The following is a 17,973-nucleotide window of genomic DNA, read 5'->3' as shown; positions in this document are numbered from 1 at the left end:
CCCCGCCGGACGACCGATCACGACGGCTCGGCCCACGCGGTCTGGATCAGCTGCTGACCGTCACGCCGCCGGACCAGGGTGCCCCGACCCGGTGGCTGCGGGCTCGGCCGCAGCGTCCCGAAGACCGCGCCCTCCTCCCGGTTACCGGACATCAGCAGGCCCGGTGAATCCAACTCGCGCAATCGTTGCAGCACCGGCTCGTAGAGCGCCCGGGAAACGCCGCCGACCCGACGCGTGATGATCAGGTGCAGACCGATGTCGCGTGCCTGCGGCAGCAGCTCCTGCAGGGCGCTGAGCGGGTTGCTGCCACCGGAGGCGACCAGGTCGTAGTCGTCGACCAGGATGTACAGGTCCGGGCCTTTCCACCAGCTACGGTCGCGCAGCTGGGCGGTGGTCACGTCCGGACCCGGCAGACGGTTGGACAACGCGCTGCGGATCGAGGCCAACCCCTGCGCGAACGCCTGGTTGGACGGCGCGTAGTCCAGGAGATGATCGCCCTCCACCGCACCCAGCAGACCACGCCGGTAGTCGGCGATCACCAGACGTGCCTGCGCGGGCGTGTACCGCTCGGTGATCCCTCGGGCGATCAGTCGCAACAGGTTGGTCTTGCCACACTCCGCGTCCCCGAAGACCGTCAGATGCGGCTCGTTCGCCAGATCCAGGTAGACCGGTGCCAGCGCCGACTCGTTGACGCCGATCGGCAGACCGGGCGCCGACCGGTCGATGATCCGGGCCAACTCGCCCACCGGCAGTCGCCGGGGCAGCAGTCGGACCTTCGGGGCCGGGCGCCCCGGCCAGTTCGCCGCCACGTGCCCGGCCAGGGACACCGACGCCTCGCTGAGGTCGTCGATGTCGCGGCGGCCGTCGATCCGCGAGATCGCGGTGAGGAAGTGCAGCTTGTCCCGGGTCAGACCACGACCGGGCGACTTCTCCGGCACGTTCGCCGCCGCCCGGCGATCGATCTCCGACTCGGAGGCGTCGCCGAGCCGCAACTCGAGTTTGGTGCCGAGCAGATCCCGCATGTTGATCCGGATCTCCGCCCACCGCACGGCGGTCAGCACCACGTGTACGCCGAAACCGAGGCCACGGTTGGCCAGGGTGGTGATGGTCTGCTCCAGCTCCTCGTACTCCTGGCGCAGCGTGTTCCAACCGTCCACCACGAGGAACACGTCACCGAACGGGTCGTCGGCGAACTCACCGGCGGCCCGGCGACGGCGGTAGCTGGCCACCGAGTCGATGCCGTGCTGGGCGAAGCGCGCCTCCCGGTCGTCCAGGACGGCCACCACCTCGGCGACCGTCCGGCGTACCGCCTCGACGTCGCGCCGACCGGCCACCCCCGCCATGTGCGGCAACCGCTCCAGGCTGCGCAGCGCGCCGCCGCCGAAGTCCAGGCAGAAGAACTGCGCCTCGCGCGGTGTGTGCGTCAGAGCCAGCGAGGCGAGCAGCGTACGCAGCATGGTGCTCTTGCCACTGAGCGAACGACCGACGATGACCACGTTGCCGCCGGCCCCGGCCAGCTCGACCATCATCGGGTCGCGGCGCTGCTCGTACGGGCGGTCCACCACACCGACCGGCACGGTCAGCCGACCCCGCCCGGGCCAGGACGCGGTGCACAGCCCGTAGGTCGGGTCGACCGCCAGCGCGCCGAGCAACTCGCCCAGACCCGGCGGATCGGCGAGCGGCGGCAGCCACACCTGATGGGCGGGGCGGCCCCGACCCTTGAGCTGGGCGATCAGCACGTCGAGCATCGCCACGGCCTTGCCGTCGGCCGGTTGTTCGGGCTCGGGGGCGGCGGCCACCGGCATCTGCGGAAGCTGGGCCGGAACGAAGTCGAGGCCGTACGGCACGATCCGCCGCTGCACCAACGCCTGCGAGGCGCTCGCCTGCTGCCCCGGCGCCCGGTAGGCCCCCGACACGTAGGCGGCCCGGAACCGCAGCATCGTGCTGGTGTCGGTCTTCAGGTAGCCGTGACCGGGGGCGTTCGGCAGCTCGTACGCGTCCGGCACACCGAGCACGATCCGGCTCTCCACGGCGGAGAAGGTGCGCAGACCGATCCGGTACGACAGGTGCGTGTCCAGACCACGCAGCTTGCCCTCTTCGAGCCGCTGGCTGGCCAGCAGCAGGTGCACGCCGAGCGACCGACCCAGTCGGCCGATCATCACGAACAGGTCGATGAAGTCGGGCTTGGCCGCGAGCAGCTCGCTGAACTCGTCACAGATGATCAGCAGGCTGGGCATCGGGGCCAGCGGTTCACCGGCGGCGCGGGCCTTCTCGTACTCGAAGCGCGAGACGTAGTTTCCGGCCGCCCGCAGCAACTCCTGGCGACGCACCATCTCACCGGCGAGCGCGTCCCGCATCCGGTCGACGAGCGGCAGCTCGTCGGCCAGGTTGGTGATCACCGCGCTGGTGTGCGGCAGCGCCTCCAGCGAGGCGAACGTCGCGCCGCCCTTGAAGTCCACCAGGACGAAGTTCAACTCCTCCGACGAGTGGGTCACCGCCAACGCGGCCACCACCGTACGGAGCAGCTCGCTCTTACCCGACCCGGTGGCACCGATGACCAGGCCGTGCGGGCCCATGCCCTCGTGCGCCGACTCCTTGAAGTCCAGCTCGACCACGTTGCCGTCCGGCCCGACGCCGAGCGGGATGCGCAGCCGGTCCCGGTGACCGCGCGGACGCCAGGTGTTCTGCACGTCCACGGTCGCGGCGTCGCCCACGCCGAGCAGGTCCGGTAGCTCCATGCTGCGGGCCAGCGGTTCCTCGCTGCTGGTCTGCTGCTGGGACAGCCGGTAGGGGGCGATCTGCCGGGCCAGCCCCTCGGCGGCCTCGGCGCTGAGCTGGTCGGGGCGGCCCAGCGGCGACGTCGAGCTGCCGCGCACCAGGTCGAGGGTGCTTCCGTCGGCGACGTCGAGGCACAGCAGCCAACGGCCGGCGTCGCGCGGGACCGTGCCGGAGAGGTCGATCACCGTCGTGCCGAGCAGACCCGGCCCCACCAGCTGACAGGTCGGCGAGACCTCGCCACCGTCGATGACCACGACCAGGTGCGCGGCGGTCGTCAACGGCTTGGCCTCGGGGGCGAAGCGGGGTCGCGACGCCAGCTCACCGGCGAGCGCGGCCTCGGCCTCGGTGAGGCTGGCGAAGACCAGCCGGCGGGCGCCGGCCGCGTCCGTACGGGCGCTGTGGTGGGCGTGTGGCAGCCACTTCACCCAGCCCCAGGAGGACTGCCGGTCCGGTGCGGCGACGACCGCCACCACCAGGTCGTCGGGCGCGTGGAAGGTGGCCAACTGGCCGAGCGCGGCACGGGTCAGGTTGAGCACCGGCTCGCGGTCACCGCGCAGCACCACCCGGCTGAACGCACGCACCGACAACGCGGTCGGCAACTCGGGCACTGTGGAGTGTGCGCGGACGAACCGGCGAAGCGCGATGGCGCTCATCGGCTCCAGGTCCTCGACCGGTTTCGTCTCCGGCGGGACGATCTCGACGGCCAGCCGCTGCGGGCCGAGCGCGATCCGGGTCTCGCCGAAGTCGTCCTCGGTGATCCGTCGCTCCCAGAGCCGACGGGACGCGGCGATCGACCAGAGCGCGTCGGGCTCGGGGTGCCGCCACGCCATCGCGGCCCGCTGCTGCTCGGCGGCGCGCCGGGTGCGCTTGCGCATCTGCGCCAGGTAGCGCATGTAGTCGCGGCGGTCGGCGTTCAACTCGGCCTTGTCCTTGCCACCGCTGTTGGCCAGCGAGCCGATCGCCATCCCGAGCATCGAGACGCCGAAGAGGCCGCCCGCGACGTACGTCATCATGCCGCCGCCCTTGCCGGCGTAGAGGAAGGCCATCGCACCGACCCCGCAGAACATCGGCAGGATCATGAGCAGTTGCCCCATGCCGCGGGGTGTCGGCTCGGGCAGCTCGGGGGGTGACTCCAGCAGCACCTCGCCGCGAGGTAGGGCCGGCCCCGGCTGACGCGGGAGCCGGCGGAACACCACCGTGCTCACGGCTGTCTCCTCCCCAGAAGCGGCCCTGATGACGTGCCAGCGCGGACCGGAGCCCGCGGGTGGGCATCGTACGTGCCCGCCATCGTAGGTAATCTGCCGTGGGCGCGGTGGACCCGGACCGCAGCATCGCGGCCAGCCGATCGCAGACGCACACCTGGAGGCCACTGTGGCGACGAAGACGGCGACCGGTGGTCTGAGCCGGATCACCATCGTGGCCCCGCGTACCCGAATGGATCTGGCGCTGCCGTCGGACGTGCCGTTGGCGGACCTGCTCCCCACCCTGTTGCGGTACGCCGGCGAGGATCTCGCCGACGAGGGCGCGCGGCACGGCGGCTGGGCGCTGTCCCGGTTGGGCGGCGCGCCGCTGGACGGCGGGCGCACCGCTGCGCAGCTCAGCGTCCGCGACGGTGAGGTGCTCTACTTCAACCCCCGGTCCGCGGCCGCGCCGGAGATCGTCTTCGACGACGTGGTGGACGCGGTCGCCACCGCGACGAACCAGCGTCCCGGGGCCTGGCAGGCCGCCGCGACCAGGTCCTTCGCTGTGGTCTTCGCGGCGGCGGCGTTCGGCGCCGGTGCGCTCGCCGCGCTCTTCGCCGGCCCACCGCACCTGCCCGGCGCGCTGGCGGCCCTGCTGGTCGCGGTGGCGTTGCTGGTCGGCGCGGCCGTGCTGTCCAGGGCCGCCGGTGACAGCCGGACCGGCGCGGTGCTGGCCCTCCTGGGCCTGACGCACGCCGCCACCGGCGGCCTACTGCTGCTCGCCGGCGACCGGCCGTTGACCGGGTTGGCCAGCCCGCACGTGTTGCTGGCGGCGACCGCCGCGGTGGTCGCCGGGGCCGTCGCCGTGTTGGCGGTCGGTGACCGGTACCCACTCTTCTTCGCCGCGATCGGGGTGGGGGCCGCGACCGGCCTGGGCGCGCTGCTCTGCCTGCTCTTCGGCCTCGACGCGCCGGCCTCCGCGGCGGTGGTGGCCGCGGTGGCGTTCGCCGTGGTGCCGGCGCTGCCGATGACCGCCTACCGGCTGGCGCGACTGCCGGTGCCGTCGATCCCGACCGGGCCGGAGGACCTGAAGACCGACACCGAGTCGGTGGACGGCCGGCAGGTGCTCCTGCGCAGTGAACGCGCCGACCAGTTCCTGACCGGTCTGCTGTGGACGTTCGCGTTGCTGGTGCTGGGCGCGGAACTCGTGCTGGCTCTCGACGGCCGACTGCCGGCGGTGCTGTTGTGCCTGGTGTTGGCGCTGCTGTCGCTGCTGCGGGCCCGACCGCTCCTGGGCCGCGCCCAGCGCACCCCGGTGCTGCTCGCCGGCACGGCGGGGCTGGGCCTGGCCGCCGCGGCCACCTTCACCGACGGCTCACTGCCGGTCAAGCTCGGCCTGGTGCTCGGCGGTCTGGTGCTGGCCGCCGTGATCAGCCTGATCTACGGCCTGACCGTCGCCGGCAAACGTATCTCACCGGTCTGGGGCCGACTCCTCGACATCGCCGAGATCCTGCTGATCATCGCACTGGTCCCGCTCGCCTTCTGGGTGTGCGGGCTCTACGGCTGGATCGTCAACCTCCGGCCCTGACCGCCCGGCCGGTCACTACGACCGCGGGCGGGTGGACGCTCCCAGCGCCGACGCCACCGGGGCACTGGCGTAGACGCCCGGGCCGTGCTGACCGTCCACGGGTCGGGTCGACATACCGGCCCGTTGCGCGACGTCCCGGACCACCTTCAGCAGCGCCTCCACGTGACCGTCCATCGCGGCGATCCGGAGCAGCGGCGCCGCCACCCGGCCGTCCATCGACACCGTCGCGGCCACCGTGTGCGACGGCGCCGAGGTCGCCGTGATCGCGTCGACGAGCGGGCCGAGCGGCGCGTCCGACCGACCCCGCAGCGCCATGCACCGGTGGGTCCACCCGCCGCCGCGCAACCCACGCCAGGTCTCCGTCGGCGCTTCCGGCCCCAGGTCCAGTCCGGCGGCGGAGACGATGGCGGCGCGCAGCTCCTCCCGGCCCAGTGGCCGGTGGGACAGACCCGCGCTGGTCAGCGCCTTACCGAGCCGGCCGATCCCGGCAGCCACCGTCCGGTGTACGCCGGGCAGCCCGCCGCCCCGGCTCACCGCCTCGACCCGGGCGTCGCGGACGGTGAGCCGCAACGCCACCCAGACGGTCCGGTGCGCGGCCGGTGGCGCGCCCGGTGCCGGGTACCAGACCAGGGTGTGCGCGACCACCTGGGCCCGGGACACCGGCGCGCTGAAGTCGGTGAGCACGCCCAGCACCTGGTCCACCGTGGACGCCGGCAGCGACCCCACGGTCGCACCGCTGACGGATTGCAGCGCCACCGCCGCGAACCACCCCTGGGCGTCCTGCCCGATGCCGAGCCGGGTGCCCCGGTCGGTCAGCTCGATGATGCTCAACTCGGGGGCGAGGGTGGCCAGCCGCGGGTCCGCCGCCGTGCCACCGGCCACCGCCGCCGACGCGCGCTCACCACGGCGTCGCAGCCGCCGCCGCAGCAGCAGGTCCTCGAACCACCAGCGGCCGCCCCGCCGGGCGAAGGTGACCAGGACGGCGAGCAGCGCCACGCCACCCGCCACGGCGAGCGCCCAACTGGGCCCGGCCGACGCGGCCCAGACGCCGAGCACGCACAACTCCAGCACGACGAGCTGCCCGACCAGCACCGGGCCGACCCGTCCTCGACCGGGCCGGTCGGCCGGCGGGGTCGAGCGCGTCGTGGACGGGTCCGTTGTCGCTCGGGCGGGTCGTGCCTGAACCTGCGTCATCGCTGACTGTCCCTCCTGCACGTACGGCTCTGCGCCGGGTCCCCTCCGGTGCCGGGGCGAGCGGTGGTCCCGAGCAACCCCGGTCGGCCCCTTATCGTAGGGAAGCCCGCGACGGCACCCCGACCTGATCGTCGCGGATCCACCCCGCCGGAGGTAAGTCATGCGGACCCGCCGCGATCAGGTGCAGGCGTACCGCTTCGTCACCCGCCGGATCGTCTCCGCGTTGCTGTCGGGCGATCCGGAGACCACGAACCTGCCGATGCGAAGGCTCGGCATGGCTGTCTTCGGCAGTGTCATCACCGCGGCCGTGGTGCTCGGCGGGGTCGGTGCCTACGGTCAGCTCACCGGGAACACCGCGCCGTTGGAGGACCAGACCCTGGTCATCGAACGGGAGACCGGTGCGACGTACGTGTTCCTGGAGGGGCAGCTCCATCCGACGCTCAACTACGCCTCGGCGCGGCTGATCCTCGACCAGCCCGACGCGACGGCACGGACGATGTCCCAGGCGTCCCTGCGGGACCGGCCACGCGGGCTCACCCTCGGCATCGTCGGGGCACCGGACGCCCTACCCGACCGCAAGTCGCTGACCGGTCTGCCCTGGTCGGTCTGCGACGTGCCGGACCCGGTCGATCCGCAGCGCTCCCGCACCCGGGTGGTGATCGACCGGGCGTTGCCCGGCGGCGTCCCGCTGGGCGACCGGGCGGCGCTCGTCGTGGTGGACAACCAGCGGTACCTGGTCACCGACGACGTCCGACTCCAGGTGCTCGGCGGGGACCGGACGATCACGGCGCTGAAGATGGCCGACGTGGCGCCGCTGCGGGTCGGGCAGCAACTGCTCAACGCCGTGCCGGCCGGGCCACCGCTGCGCAAGCCGTCGCTGCCCGGTGAGGGTGAGTCCAGCACGCGGAGGGTGGCCGGCCAACCGGCCAAGGTCGGTCAGGTGTTCAGCGCCGCCGGGCGGTACTACGTGCTCACCCGGGAGGGTCTCGCCTCGATCAGTGAGATCACCGCCCTGCTGATGGTCGGTGGCGGCGGCCGGATCACGGACATCACGCCGAACCAGGCCGGCGAGTTGTTCGTCGAACAGCGGGTCGAGGAGGAGGGGCTGCCGAAGACGATGCCCAGCTTCCACCCGACCAACCCGGGTCAGACCACGCTGTGCGCGACGTACCGGGCGAGCAGCACGGGCGGACCGCCGACCACCACCCTGGAGGTCTTCGATCGGGCGCCGGCCGAGCTGACCGCGACCAACCCGGGCCCGCTGCCGGTGCCGCAGACCCGACGGGACGCCGTACGGACCACCGAGGCGGTGCTGCTGCCGGGCGGCAAGGGCGTCATCGCACAGGCTTCACCCGGTGCCGGGACCAGCGGTTCCGGTGCCGCCGGGTCGACGATCTACCTGATCACCCCGCAGGGCATCCGGTATCCGCTCGGCTCCGCGGCGACGCTGGGGGTGCTCGGCTACGGCGGGGTCACTCCACTGGCGGTGCCCGGTTCGCTGCTCGCGCTGATTCCGACCGGGCCCACCCTGAGTCGCGAGGGCGCGATGTCGGTCTTCTCGCCGGACGATCGGACAGTGACCGGGGCGGATGGCTGAGCAGCGGTGACGGGTCGCCCGGCGTCGTAGCCGTGGACTAACCTGGATGTCGCTGACGGTTGTCAACCAGAACGACGGGGATGTTGCCATGACCGGGCGTACGGAAGTCGACCTGCTGTCCCTAGAGGACTTCCACCAGCATCTGTCTGCACGGTTGAGTCAGGTGGAGTCGGTGCTGCGCAAGCTCAACACCGAGATGCAGTGCCGCCCGCCGGCGCTCGGCTCGTTCTACGACGCCACCGACCAGGCGCGCCGCTACAGCGAGGTCCATCAGTCCTATGTCGACCAGGCCGAGCGGATCCGACAGGCGGTGCTGGCGGCACAGCAGGCGACCAGCACGATCCTGACCAACTACCGCACCGCCGAGGCACGTAACGCGGCCAACGCCACCGATGTCACCGCGGCGCTCAACGGCGTCGATCGGGCGTTCGAGCCGAAGGAGGATGGGCGTGTCTGAATACACCCAGCGCTACCAGGGCAACACCCATCAGGAGCTCTATGACGGTGTGATGGCCGGTCAGCCCGAGCAGATCGAGGGCGTGGCGGCCCAGTGGGCCGAGCTCAAGGGCATCCTGGACGGTCTCGGCCGCGAGCTGAACAGCGACCTGGAGAAGCTCGGCAACACCTGGACGGGTTCGGCGGGTCGGGAGTTCCAGCGGCGGCTCAGCCTGATCGTCGCCCACTCCGACGCCCTGAGCGACGGGATGGCCGGCATCAAGCAAGGGCTGACCATGATGGCCGACCATCTACGCACGGCCCGCAAGCAGGCCGAGAGCCCGGAGGAGACCGACGACAACGACAAGGCGATCTCCGGTGCGGTGAAGGGTGCCGCCACCTTCGGCCTACCGGGCGCGGTGGTCATGGGCCTCGCGGGTCACCAGCAGGACAAGGCGGAGCAGGAGAAGGCTCACCAGCGGATGGTGAGCCTGGTCGCCGAGTTGGCCGGCAGTTACGAGATCTCCGCCTACGACCGGGTCGTCGATCCGCCCCAGCCGCATCCCGACACACCGAACGGCGTCCGAAAGGACCCGACGTCCCCGCAGGCCGTCCCCACGGTCGCCACGGCGAACGCCGGGCCCGGCAGCACCGGCTTCAGCGCGCACACCGGTGACGCGACGATCTCCCGGCCCGACCGCGCCGGCCAGTCGCCCGGCATCGGCGACGGCTCGGTCCCGGGCCAGCAGGCCCCGGGCGCCGGTGCCCCGCCGGCCGTCGTCGGCGGTCCGACCGGCACCGGCAGCGACGTCGACCCGCCGGGCACCTCCCTCGCCGGGGCGGACCCCCTGGTCGGGGGAGCGCTGGTCGCCGGTGGTGCTGCCGGGCTGGCCGGGTTGGCCGGGCCGAGCACGGCACCCCTCGCTGCCGGTTCCGGCCCTGGCCTGCTCTTCGGCGCGCAGGGTGGTGCGCCGGCCGGGGGTGTCCTCCGCACCGCCACGCTCGCCGGTTCGAGCAGCACACCCACCGCGTCGGCTCGTCCGACCGGTGGGGTCGCCCCGGCGGACAGCCGCGCCGCCAGCGGGATCGGGCGCAGCATCGACGGCCAGCGTGGTGGCCGGGCAGCCACCGCAGGCGGCAACTCGGGCGTGCTCGGCGCGCGGGGTCGGCCGCAGGACGACGACTCCGACGAGCGGCTGACCTGGTTGACCGAGGACGAGATGGTGTGGCGCGACGGTCGTGACGCCGCGCCGCCGGTTCTCGGCAGCGGCAGCTGACCAGAGCACGACGGGTGCCCCCGACCGGACCTGATCCGGGCGGGGGCACCGCCGTTTCCGGGCACCTGGCGACACCGTCCACTGTGTGCGGGGTGGCGGTGGTCACGGCAGATCGGGCCGTCACCGAGCTGCGGCACGCCGGAGTGGGCGATAGGTTGGTCGGGTGTCGTCCGCAGCCTGTGCCCGCCCAGCCCGGTGGGCTGTGCTGCGGTCGCTGCGCGAGCTGACCCGACTGGCGGTCACCGCGCTGGTGCTCGCGGTCGGCCTCGGCGGTGCTCTCGTCGCGACGCCACCGCCCACGCCGACCCAGCTGCGGCCGAGCGCCGTGAGCAGCCGGGTGGCGACGGTCCGCCCCGACGCGGCCCCGGCAACCGAGCGTGCCGGCCAGCCCGTCGCGCCGCCGACCGACGAGGTCGACATCGCCGCCGCACCCGTTGCGGTCACGGCGGGCCCGCACCACACGCCGGCCATCGACCCCGGCCGTGGCACTGCGGCGCGGCGCGGCCCGCCCACCCACTGATCCGGTTCCGGCGATCCCCGGGGCCCGGTCCCGGGTCGTCCGTCAGGGCGTGTGAGCTTCCGCCGACGGCACGACCCCACCACCCGGCCTGTCGGGCTCCTCCTGCCACCCGTCGATACCCGCCTTCGACCGCGAGGTGCTGATCATGCAGACCATCCTCTCCGCCGCCCTGCCCGACCTGTCCCGAGCCGCCGTCATCTGGCTGAGCCTGCTCGGGGTGGTCGGCGTCGCCGTCTCCGCGCTGCTGCTGCGACCCGGCCGACTTCGCGTCGACCCGGTTGCCCGGATCCGCCGCGCGGCCATGCCGAGTCACCTCGAACAGGTGCAGGAGGCACGCGAGCAGAGCCGCTACGCGCAGGAGGTCGCGGTGGCCGCGGAGCGGGCGACCAGCTCCGCCCAGCGCCGCCGGGCGGAGTGGGTGGCCGCGCAGGAGGCCGTCGAGGCAGCGTGGCAGGCGTACGAGGCAGCCGAGGCAGCGGTACGACGGCTCGCCGCCGCAGCCGCGATGCCGTTGCCGCAGACCGTCCGGACTCCGGCCGAGTACGCGGACCGCGAGCGCTACCTGCACCGGGCCGCGCTGAACGCGTACTGGCGGCGGGAGTTGTCGGTGGAGCAGCTCAGCGAGGCGTTCGCGCACCGCGAGGGATGGGACCCGCGGCTGCACCCGGTCGAGCAGGAGTTGGTGCTGCAACGGGCGATCCGCGACAACCTCGCGGCCAGGCACGCCGCCGCCCGGGAGCAGGAGCAGGTCGCCTGGCGGGCGGCGGAGCTGGCCGTGGCGGCGGCCCGCAGTCTGCGCGAGGAGGCGCACGCCGCCACCGGGCGACGGGTCGCGGATCCGTCGGTGCTGCCGCTGAGCGAGTTCACCCGGTCGACCGAGCAGACCCGGGAGAACGTCGAGCAGACCCGGGAGAACCCGGTGACGGCACGCGGTCGCGCGACGGTGCCCGCGTTCTGAGCCGCCTGCCGTCCGGTGGGTTAGCGTGAAGGCATGTCCCGAGAGGCGTGGGTCCTCGTGGTGGTCGCCGGCATCCTGGCGATCGCCACACTGGTCGGTGCCGTGGTGTTGGCGGTGCGTGTGGTGCGTACGCGGCGGATGTTGACCGGGCTCGGCGCGGGCGGGAAGGTCGCCTTCTACGGGGCGCTGATCTACACGATCTTCCCGGTCGACGTGCTCCCCGACCCGATCTACCTGGACGACATGGGTGTCCTGGCCGCCGCGCTGATCTACCTGACCCGGCTGGTGCAGAAGCGTCGGGCAGCCGGTCGACACCTGCCCGGTCAGCCTGCCGCCCGGCCCGATCGGGACCCCGCCCGTCGCGTGCCATGATCGGGGTCGGCGCGGCGGCAGGGGGCGGGCATGGCGGGCGGTCATCGACTCGACGTACACGATGAGCGTGTCGTCGCTTTCTGCGCCGAACGTCACCTTGCCACGCTCACCACTCTGCGGGCCGACGGCACCCCGCACGTCGTACCCGTCGGGGTGACCCTCGACCCGGCGGCCGGGCTGGCCCGGGTCATCACCTCCGGTGCCTCCAGCAAGGCCCGTCAGGTGGCCGCGGCAGGTCCGGCGGGCGCGGCGGTGGCCGTCTGCCACGTGGACGGCCGCCGTTGGCTGACCATCGAGGGCCGCGCGGTGCTGCGCTCGGACCGAGCCTCGGTGGCGGAGGCGGAGCGCCGCTACGCCGAGCGGTATCGCACCCCACGTCCGAATCCGGAGCGGGTGGTCATCGAGATCACCGTGACCGGGTTGCTGGGGAGCCTCTGAACCACAGCGGGAAGCCGACGCCCCTGGACCGGGACCTCGCCCAGCCGGTGGAATCCCGCCCGGCCTCCTGCCGTTACACCTGGTCGCGACGGCCGCACCACGGCGACCTGTCGTGACCATCCGGACCGGCTGCCGCCGACGGAATGTCCGCCGGAGCAGGGCCGTTACGTCCCCGGTGCGCCAACGGCGAACCCGCCGCTGGTCGTCGCCCCCGGTTTGAGCCGAGCGCCATTCCCGGTGCTGCGCCTTCCGCTGCGCGGAGGCGTCAACCCCCGAACGGAGACTCGACATGAATCCGATCGTCCAGAAGAGCGGTTTGTCCGTTGCCGGCCTGCTGGTCGCCGGCGGTTGCGCCCTCGGCCCGGCGGTAGCCGCCCAGGCCGCCCCGGCCGCTCCGACACAGCCGTCGACGAGCCAGACCCAGCGATCCGCCGAGCGGATCCTCGGCATCGACTACCAGGCTCAGCCCAATTTCTACTACTGCGGCCCGGCCGCGACCCGGATCGCGCTGTCCGCCCAGGGCAAGGCGCTCTCCCAGGACGAGGTGGCCAAGCTGCTCGGCACCACCGAGGCGGGCACCCCCTCAGCCCTGGACACCACGCGGGTGCTGAACGAGCTGACCGGTGGCAAGTACCGGACCACCGAGATCCGTGACTCGGTGGCTCGTCCCGACCAGGTCGAGCAGTTGCGCCGGGACGTCCTGGCGGCGGTGGACGCCGGGCGGCCGGTGGTGGCCAACATCAAGGGCACGACCGTCGACACCGACGGCAACCCGCACTCGTACGAGGGCGGCCACTACCTGACCCTCGTCGGCTACCGGGACGGTGGCGACAGCATCCGGGTCGCCGACCCGGCCGACCCGGCGTTGGGCGAGTACTGGGTGAGCCTGCCGAAGGTCGCCAACTGGATCGCCGAGCGCGGCTACTCCTCCTGACCCGAACGAGTGTCACCGGGCCGGTCTCTCCCTCGCGGGGAGGCCGGCTCGGCTCTCGTTGCGGGCACGGGAGGCGAGGTGCGCGCGGCGGCGCGCTCGGGTGGACCGCGCCGGCCGCATCCGGCGCAGTGTTCGCCGGGCCGGTGGGTGCAGCTCCGCCTCACCGGCACCCGCCGACCGACGCACGATCCGATTGGCGTCGTCGGGTTCGTACCCGCAGGCCCGGAGCAGGTCGCTGGCCGCGGTACGCAGTCCGGTGACGAGTGACTCGCCGAACGACCCGACCCCGCTCACCGCCGCACGCCCGGCCAGCTCGGCGCACTCCTCGACCAGTCGGCGGGTGGCCTGCGGATCCTCACCGACCCGGCACTCTCTGCGCATCTCCACGACCGCCCGACCGAGCCGGCCGATCGCGTCCGGCAGCTCCGACGGGATCGGCTCGCCGTACTGCAACGCGGTCGAAGACCAGCGGGCCAGGGCTCGGCTGTCGAGCAGCAGACGCTCCAGGTGGTCAGCGCTGCGGGCGTACCTGTGGAACTGCTGGCGGCGGTGCCAGCGGGCCGGAGCGATCGTCACCACCTCCTCCGCACCGCTCAGCGCGTCGTGCAGCCGACCCACATCGCTCTCGGTGTCCCGGAGCCGCTGTAGAACGCCAAGCGTCCGGTCGCCGTCGCGCTCCCGCAGGGCCTGCGCCAGCTCGGCGAGTTGGTCGCAGAGGACTTCGAAGATCGGTGCCGCGGCTCGGTCCAGCACCCGCATCGGGTTGATCGGCAGCAGCAGCGCGACCACCACCAGACCGACCGCTCCGCCGACGAGCGCGTCGAAGATCCGGGGCAACTCCAGTCCACGGTCCATCGGGGCCAGCGTGGCGATCAGCACTGCGGTACCGCCGGCCTGGCCGACCAGCGCGCCCCCCTTGCCGGCCACCAGCAGCGCGGCGGCGATGGCCAGCGCGACGACCACGCCGGTCTGCCACGGACCCGAACCGAGCAGGTACCGCAGGGTGTCCCCGATGACGATGCCCAGCGACACGCCACCCAGCAGTTCGAAGGTGCGTCGGGCCCGCTGCCCGATGGCGGTGGCGATCGTTCCGACCGCGGCGGCCGGGGCGAAGACGTGCGCTCCGGGGCCGAGCAGATTCTTGGCGAGCAGGGCGGCGATCGCCGCGGCCAGCCCGGCCTGGATGGAGATCACCAGGGTGATCTCCCACTGCCGGGCCCGGATCCGGCCCGCCTGACCGCTGCGGTGCCGCACCCGTTCGACTGCCTGGCCGCTCCGCTCCGCAGCCTCGTCGAGGCGCGACCGATCACGGTCGGCGGGTGGGCGGTCGTCGGCCATGGCGGCGGTTACCCCGACGAGGGCCGGGGCAATCGTGCCGGTCCGGCACCACCGGCCTCCGGGCCACCACCGGCCTCCTGGAACCCATCGTCGTCGGTGGGTTCGTGCAGCCACGTGGGGGTACCAGGGCCTCACACCTCCCACCGATCCGCAACCGGTAAGGGGCCGTGAGATGACCAACCAGCAGACCACCGACGAGCATGACGCCGTCGACATCCTGGTCGCCGACCACCGCGAGGTCGAGGCGCTCCTCGTCGAGTTGGAGACCCGACGGGGCACCCCAGAGCACCGCCGCCACCTCGTGGACGTGGTGATCGCCGAACTCGTCCGCCACGCCGTCGCGGAGGAGGCGTACGTCTATCCGATCGCGCGCAAGGCACTGCCCGACGGCAATGAGATCGCCGACCGGGAGATCGCGGAACACGCCGAGGCCGAGCAGACCATGAAGGAGTTGGAGTCGGCCGACCCGTCCGACAGCCGTTTCGACGAGTTGCTCGCCCATCTGACGAGGACGATCCGTGAGCATGTGCGGGAGGAGGAGAACGAACTCTTTCCCCGGTTGCGGGCTGCGACGGCCCGGGAGGAACTCGTCGACGTCGCGGCCAAGGTGACGGCGGTCAAGGAGATCGGGCCGACCCGGCCGCACCCGGGCTCACCCGACCACCCGCCCGCGAACAAACTGCTGGCGCCCGGCATCGGCCTGGTCGACCGGCTGCGCGACGCGTTGAGTGGGCGGCCCACCTCGATCGACGATCTGCGCGAACGCTGAGCATCGTCGCTGCACGACGAACCGGGCCACCGCCGACGCGGTGGCCCGGTGCCGTGCGATGGGTCACCGCGACCGGTCGCCCTCACCGGTACGCGCCTGCGCCTGGTCGACGCCCCTGTCGATCTTGTCGGTGTACTTCCCACCGGTGCGCCTGTCGGCCATGTCACCGGCCTTCTCCATGCCCTGGTCGACCTGCTCGTCGTGCTTGTTCGCGAAGTCCTTGGCCTTGTCCATGAAGTCACCCACGGCGTTTTCCCTCCGCTCCGGTCTCCGAATGGCGTTCCCTCCCGCCGGCAGCGCAAACGCCGTCGTCCGAGGGTGGTCGGCGAACTCCCGCCCAGGGGTCGGGTACCGGCGTACGATCCGCCCGGGCAGCAGCGAACGGAGCCGAAACGGGTGTCGGCGCACGACCGGCTGGGTACCGACCTCGCCGAGATCGAGGAGGACCGACATGGCGGCAGAGGAACCCGGAACGAAGACCGGCGACCCCGGCCCGCGGCAGAGTTGGGCGGCCCTGCCCTGGCTGGTCCGGACCGCGGTGTCGTGGAGCGCCTGCCTGGTGGTGATCGTCGCCGGGCTCTATCTGCTGGGCCGGATCGCCGTCCTGCTGGCGCCGCTGGCCATCGCGCTGGCCGCCACCGTCTTCCTCACCGCCCTGCTCGACCCGGTGCTGCTCCTGCTGCGTCGACTGCGTCTGCCGGCGGCCCTGGCCGCGCTGTGCACCGTGTTGCTGCTGCTCGGCATCCTGGTCGGCGTCGGCGCGTTGGTGTGGAACCTGACCGCGAGCCAGTTCGACCAGCTCAGTCAGGAGTTGACGCAGGGCGTCGAGCGCACTCGTGACTTCGTGACGTCGACGCTGCCGGTCAGCGAATCGCAGCTGGACCGGCTGGTCGACCAGGCCCGGGAGGGGTTGAGCGGCAGTTCACCGGACCCGGTGTCCGGTGCCCGGACGGCCACCGAGGTGTTCGGTTCCGCGCTGCTCGCGCTGGTGCTGCTCTTCTTCCTGCTCAAGGACGGCCGGTCGATGTGGCACTGGGTGCTGTCGCGGGTGTCCGGCGCGAACCAGCCGGTCGCGGCCGAGGCCGGACGGGCCGGTTGGCAGACGCTGGGTGCGTACAGTCGGGGCACCATGATGATCGCCGCGATCGACGCGATCGGCATCGGCCTGGCGCTGGTGGTGCTGCGGGTGCCGCTCGCCCTGCCCCTGGCGCTGATCACCTTCCTCGGCGGATTCGTGCCGATCATCGGAGCGACGGTGGCCGGGGCGGTGGCGGTGTTGGTGGCGCTCGCCGCGAACGGGCCCACCACCGCACTGCTCACCCTCGCCGCGGTGATCGCGGTGCAGCAGATCGAGGGCAACCTGCTGGAACCCCTGATCATGAAGAGGCAGGTACGACTGCACCCGGCGGTGATCCTGGTGGCGGTCACCGCCGGCACGCTGATCGCGGGAATCGCGGGCGCCTTCGTCAGCGTCCCGATCACCGCCGTCCTGTGGCGCGTCGTCGACACCGTCCAGCAGCGCCGGTCGGCCTCGGCTCTCGTACCGGCGGAGTGATCAGCGGTTGAGATAGGTGGTGAACCAGGCCCCGGCCTGGTCGGCCACCTGCTCCAGCGTCCCGGGCTCTTCGAAGAGGTGGGTGGCACCGGGGACGATCCGCAGCTCGGCGACGTCCCCCAACTCGGCCGCCGCCCGCTCGTTGAGCGTGATCACCTCCTCGTCCAAGCCGCCGACCAGCAACAACGTCGGCGTACGCACCTGGGCCAACGCGCCTCCGGCCAGGTCCGGTCGACCGCCCCGACTGACCACGGCACCCACCCGGTCCGCGCGCGACGATGCCGCGACGAGTGCTGCGGCGGCCCCGGTGCTGGCCCCGAACAGACCGATTGACACGTCACCGGCGGGCCGTTCCACAGCCAACCAGTCGACGATCCCGGCGAGCCGACTGGCCAGCAGCCCGATGTCGAACCGGAGTTCGGCGGTGCGCGCGTCCACCTCGTCCTCGGCCGGGGTGAGCAGGTCCACCAGCACCGTGCCGAGCCCTCGACCGTTCAGCGCACGGGCCACCGCCACGTTGCGAGGGCTGTGCCGGGAACTGCCACTGCCGTGCGCGAAGAGGACCACACCGACCGGCTGGGCCGGCAGCATCAGGTCGGCGGACAGGTGCGCCTCCCCGACCGGAACGGTCACCGCTGCCTGCTCGTCCATGCCTCACCTCCGCGTGATCGCCTGGGGCCCGGGTACCCCGCCGGTCGCGCCGCACGCGCCCCGCCGGCCGCCGCGTTTGCCCCGTGCGGCGTCGGGTACGCGACGAGCGACCGCAGACCGTGTCGGCGCACCCGCGCCCCGACGGATCGCGAGGATCGTCATGGCCAAGCAGCAGATCTCCGAGCAGCAGCAGAAGACCGAGCGGGCCCGGCGGGAACAGGAGCCCGAGCGCAACCAGGACTTCGGGGACCAGGCCGCTTCGGCGCGGCTGCCCGACGATCCCAAGGCGGCGGCGCCCCGGGACGCGATCGGGCGCCCGTCCACCGGCGAGCCGGTCTGACACACGAGCTGACCGGCGAGCCGGTCTGGCACCGGTGCGAGGCGGTCG

The 17,973-nt window shown here is 72.8% G+C and carries 17 protein-coding genes; 12 read left to right on the top strand and 5 right to left on the bottom strand.

Annotated features, from left to right (window positions below; genetic code table 11):
- Window positions 1–17 precede the first annotated feature (17 nt).
- A complete protein-coding gene (gene eccCa, locus O7616_RS07645) occupies window positions 18–3,983 on the bottom strand; it encodes a type VII secretion protein EccCa (RefSeq protein WP_282306184.1) in 3,966 nt (1,321 codons plus the stop codon).
- Between the two features lie 166 nt (window positions 3,984–4,149).
- Here eccCa and eccD point away from each other — a divergent pair, with 166 nt between their 5' ends.
- Window positions 4,150–5,547 (top strand): type VII secretion integral membrane protein EccD, encoded by a 1,398-nt coding sequence (eccD, locus tag O7616_RS07640; protein WP_282262910.1) that lies wholly within the window; start codon window positions 4,150–4,152, stop codon window positions 5,545–5,547.
- A gap of 15 nt (window positions 5,548–5,562) precedes the next feature.
- Here the strand turns inward: eccD and O7616_RS07635 are convergent, their stop codons facing one another.
- Window positions 5,563–6,741 (bottom strand): type VII secretion protein EccE, encoded by a 1,179-nt coding sequence (locus O7616_RS07635; RefSeq protein WP_282306183.1) that lies wholly within the window; start codon window positions 6,739–6,741, stop codon window positions 5,563–5,565.
- A 160-nt stretch (window positions 6,742–6,901) separates the two neighbouring features.
- Between O7616_RS07635 and eccB the strand changes: the two genes are divergently transcribed.
- The 8 genes from eccB (at window position 6,902) to O7616_RS07595 (ending at window position 13,272) form a co-directional block, all read left to right on the top strand.
- Window positions 6,902–8,338, top strand: a complete 1,437-nt coding sequence (eccB, locus tag O7616_RS07630) for a type VII secretion protein EccB (protein WP_282262912.1) — start codon at window positions 6,902–6,904, stop codon at window positions 8,336–8,338.
- A gap of 46 nt (window positions 8,339–8,384) precedes the next feature.
- A complete protein-coding gene (locus O7616_RS07625; protein ID WP_282306182.1) occupies window positions 8,385–8,795 on the top strand; it encodes a hypothetical protein in 411 nt (136 codons plus the stop codon).
- On the top strand, window positions 8,788–10,050 hold the full coding sequence (locus tag O7616_RS07620; RefSeq protein WP_282306181.1) for a WXG100 family type VII secretion target: 1,263 nt from the start codon (window positions 8,788–8,790) through the stop codon (window positions 10,048–10,050). The genes O7616_RS07625 and O7616_RS07620 overlap by 8 nt, the downstream gene beginning before the upstream one ends.
- Window positions 10,051–10,213: 163 nt before the next feature.
- The gene (locus O7616_RS07615; protein WP_282306180.1) at window positions 10,214–10,570 is read left to right on the top strand and encodes a hypothetical protein; all 357 of its coding nucleotides are present in this window, start codon (window positions 10,214–10,216) and stop codon (window positions 10,568–10,570) included.
- A 145-nt stretch (window positions 10,571–10,715) separates the two neighbouring features.
- The gene (locus O7616_RS07610) at window positions 10,716–11,528 is read left to right on the top strand and encodes a hypothetical protein (protein ID WP_282306179.1); all 813 of its coding nucleotides are present in this window, start codon (window positions 10,716–10,718) and stop codon (window positions 11,526–11,528) included.
- A gap of 33 nt (window positions 11,529–11,561) precedes the next feature.
- Complete coding sequence (locus O7616_RS07605) at window positions 11,562–11,900, top strand: YkvA family protein (RefSeq protein ID WP_282262919.1); 339 nt, start codon at window positions 11,562–11,564, stop codon at window positions 11,898–11,900.
- A gap of 30 nt (window positions 11,901–11,930) precedes the next feature.
- Entirely contained in the window at window positions 11,931–12,338 is a 408-nt protein-coding gene (locus O7616_RS07600) for a TIGR03618 family F420-dependent PPOX class oxidoreductase (RefSeq protein WP_282262920.1), read from the top strand.
- A gap of 289 nt (window positions 12,339–12,627) precedes the next feature.
- Complete coding sequence (locus tag O7616_RS07595; RefSeq protein ID WP_282306178.1) at window positions 12,628–13,272, top strand: C39 family peptidase; 645 nt, start codon at window positions 12,628–12,630, stop codon at window positions 13,270–13,272.
- Between the two features lie 12 nt (window positions 13,273–13,284).
- Here the strand turns inward: O7616_RS07595 and O7616_RS07590 are convergent, their stop codons facing one another.
- Window positions 13,285–14,610 carry an FUSC family protein gene (locus tag O7616_RS07590; protein ID WP_282306177.1) on the bottom strand — a complete coding sequence of 442 codons (1,326 nt, stop codon included), beginning with the start codon at window positions 14,608–14,610 and terminating at the stop codon, window positions 13,285–13,287.
- Window positions 14,611–14,782: 172 nt separating this feature from the next.
- On the opposite strand from O7616_RS07590, the gene O7616_RS07585 reads away from it, so the two are divergent.
- On the top strand, window positions 14,783–15,379 hold the full coding sequence (locus O7616_RS07585; protein ID WP_282306176.1) for a hemerythrin domain-containing protein: 597 nt from the start codon (window positions 14,783–14,785) through the stop codon (window positions 15,377–15,379).
- 63 nt (window positions 15,380–15,442) lie between these two features.
- Here O7616_RS07585 and O7616_RS07580 read toward each other — a convergent pair whose 3' ends face one another.
- Window positions 15,443–15,625, bottom strand: a complete 183-nt coding sequence (locus O7616_RS07580; RefSeq protein WP_282306175.1) for an antitoxin — start codon at window positions 15,623–15,625, stop codon at window positions 15,443–15,445.
- Between the two features lie 205 nt (window positions 15,626–15,830).
- Here O7616_RS07580 and O7616_RS07575 point away from each other — a divergent pair, with 205 nt between their 5' ends.
- The gene (locus tag O7616_RS07575) at window positions 15,831–16,934 is read left to right on the top strand and encodes an AI-2E family transporter (RefSeq protein ID WP_282306174.1); all 1,104 of its coding nucleotides are present in this window, start codon (window positions 15,831–15,833) and stop codon (window positions 16,932–16,934) included.
- Here O7616_RS07575 and O7616_RS07570 read toward each other — a convergent pair whose 3' ends face one another.
- Window positions 16,935–17,585 carry a dienelactone hydrolase family protein gene (locus O7616_RS07570; RefSeq protein WP_282262930.1) on the bottom strand — a complete coding sequence of 217 codons (651 nt, stop codon included), beginning with the start codon at window positions 17,583–17,585 and terminating at the stop codon, window positions 16,935–16,937.
- A 160-nt stretch (window positions 17,586–17,745) separates the two neighbouring features.
- On the opposite strand from O7616_RS07570, the gene O7616_RS07565 reads away from it, so the two are divergent.
- Window positions 17,746–17,925, top strand: a complete 180-nt coding sequence (locus tag O7616_RS07565) for a hypothetical protein (RefSeq protein ID WP_282262931.1) — start codon at window positions 17,746–17,748, stop codon at window positions 17,923–17,925.
- Window positions 17,926–17,973: the final 48 nt, after the last annotated feature.

The sequence above is a fragment of the Micromonospora sp. WMMD964 genome (genome assembly GCF_029581455.1).
Lineage (GTDB): Bacteria > Actinomycetota > Actinomycetes > Mycobacteriales > Micromonosporaceae > Micromonospora.
The sequence above is the reverse complement of the archived record's forward strand: the minus strand, read 5'-3'. Positions and strand labels throughout refer to the sequence as shown.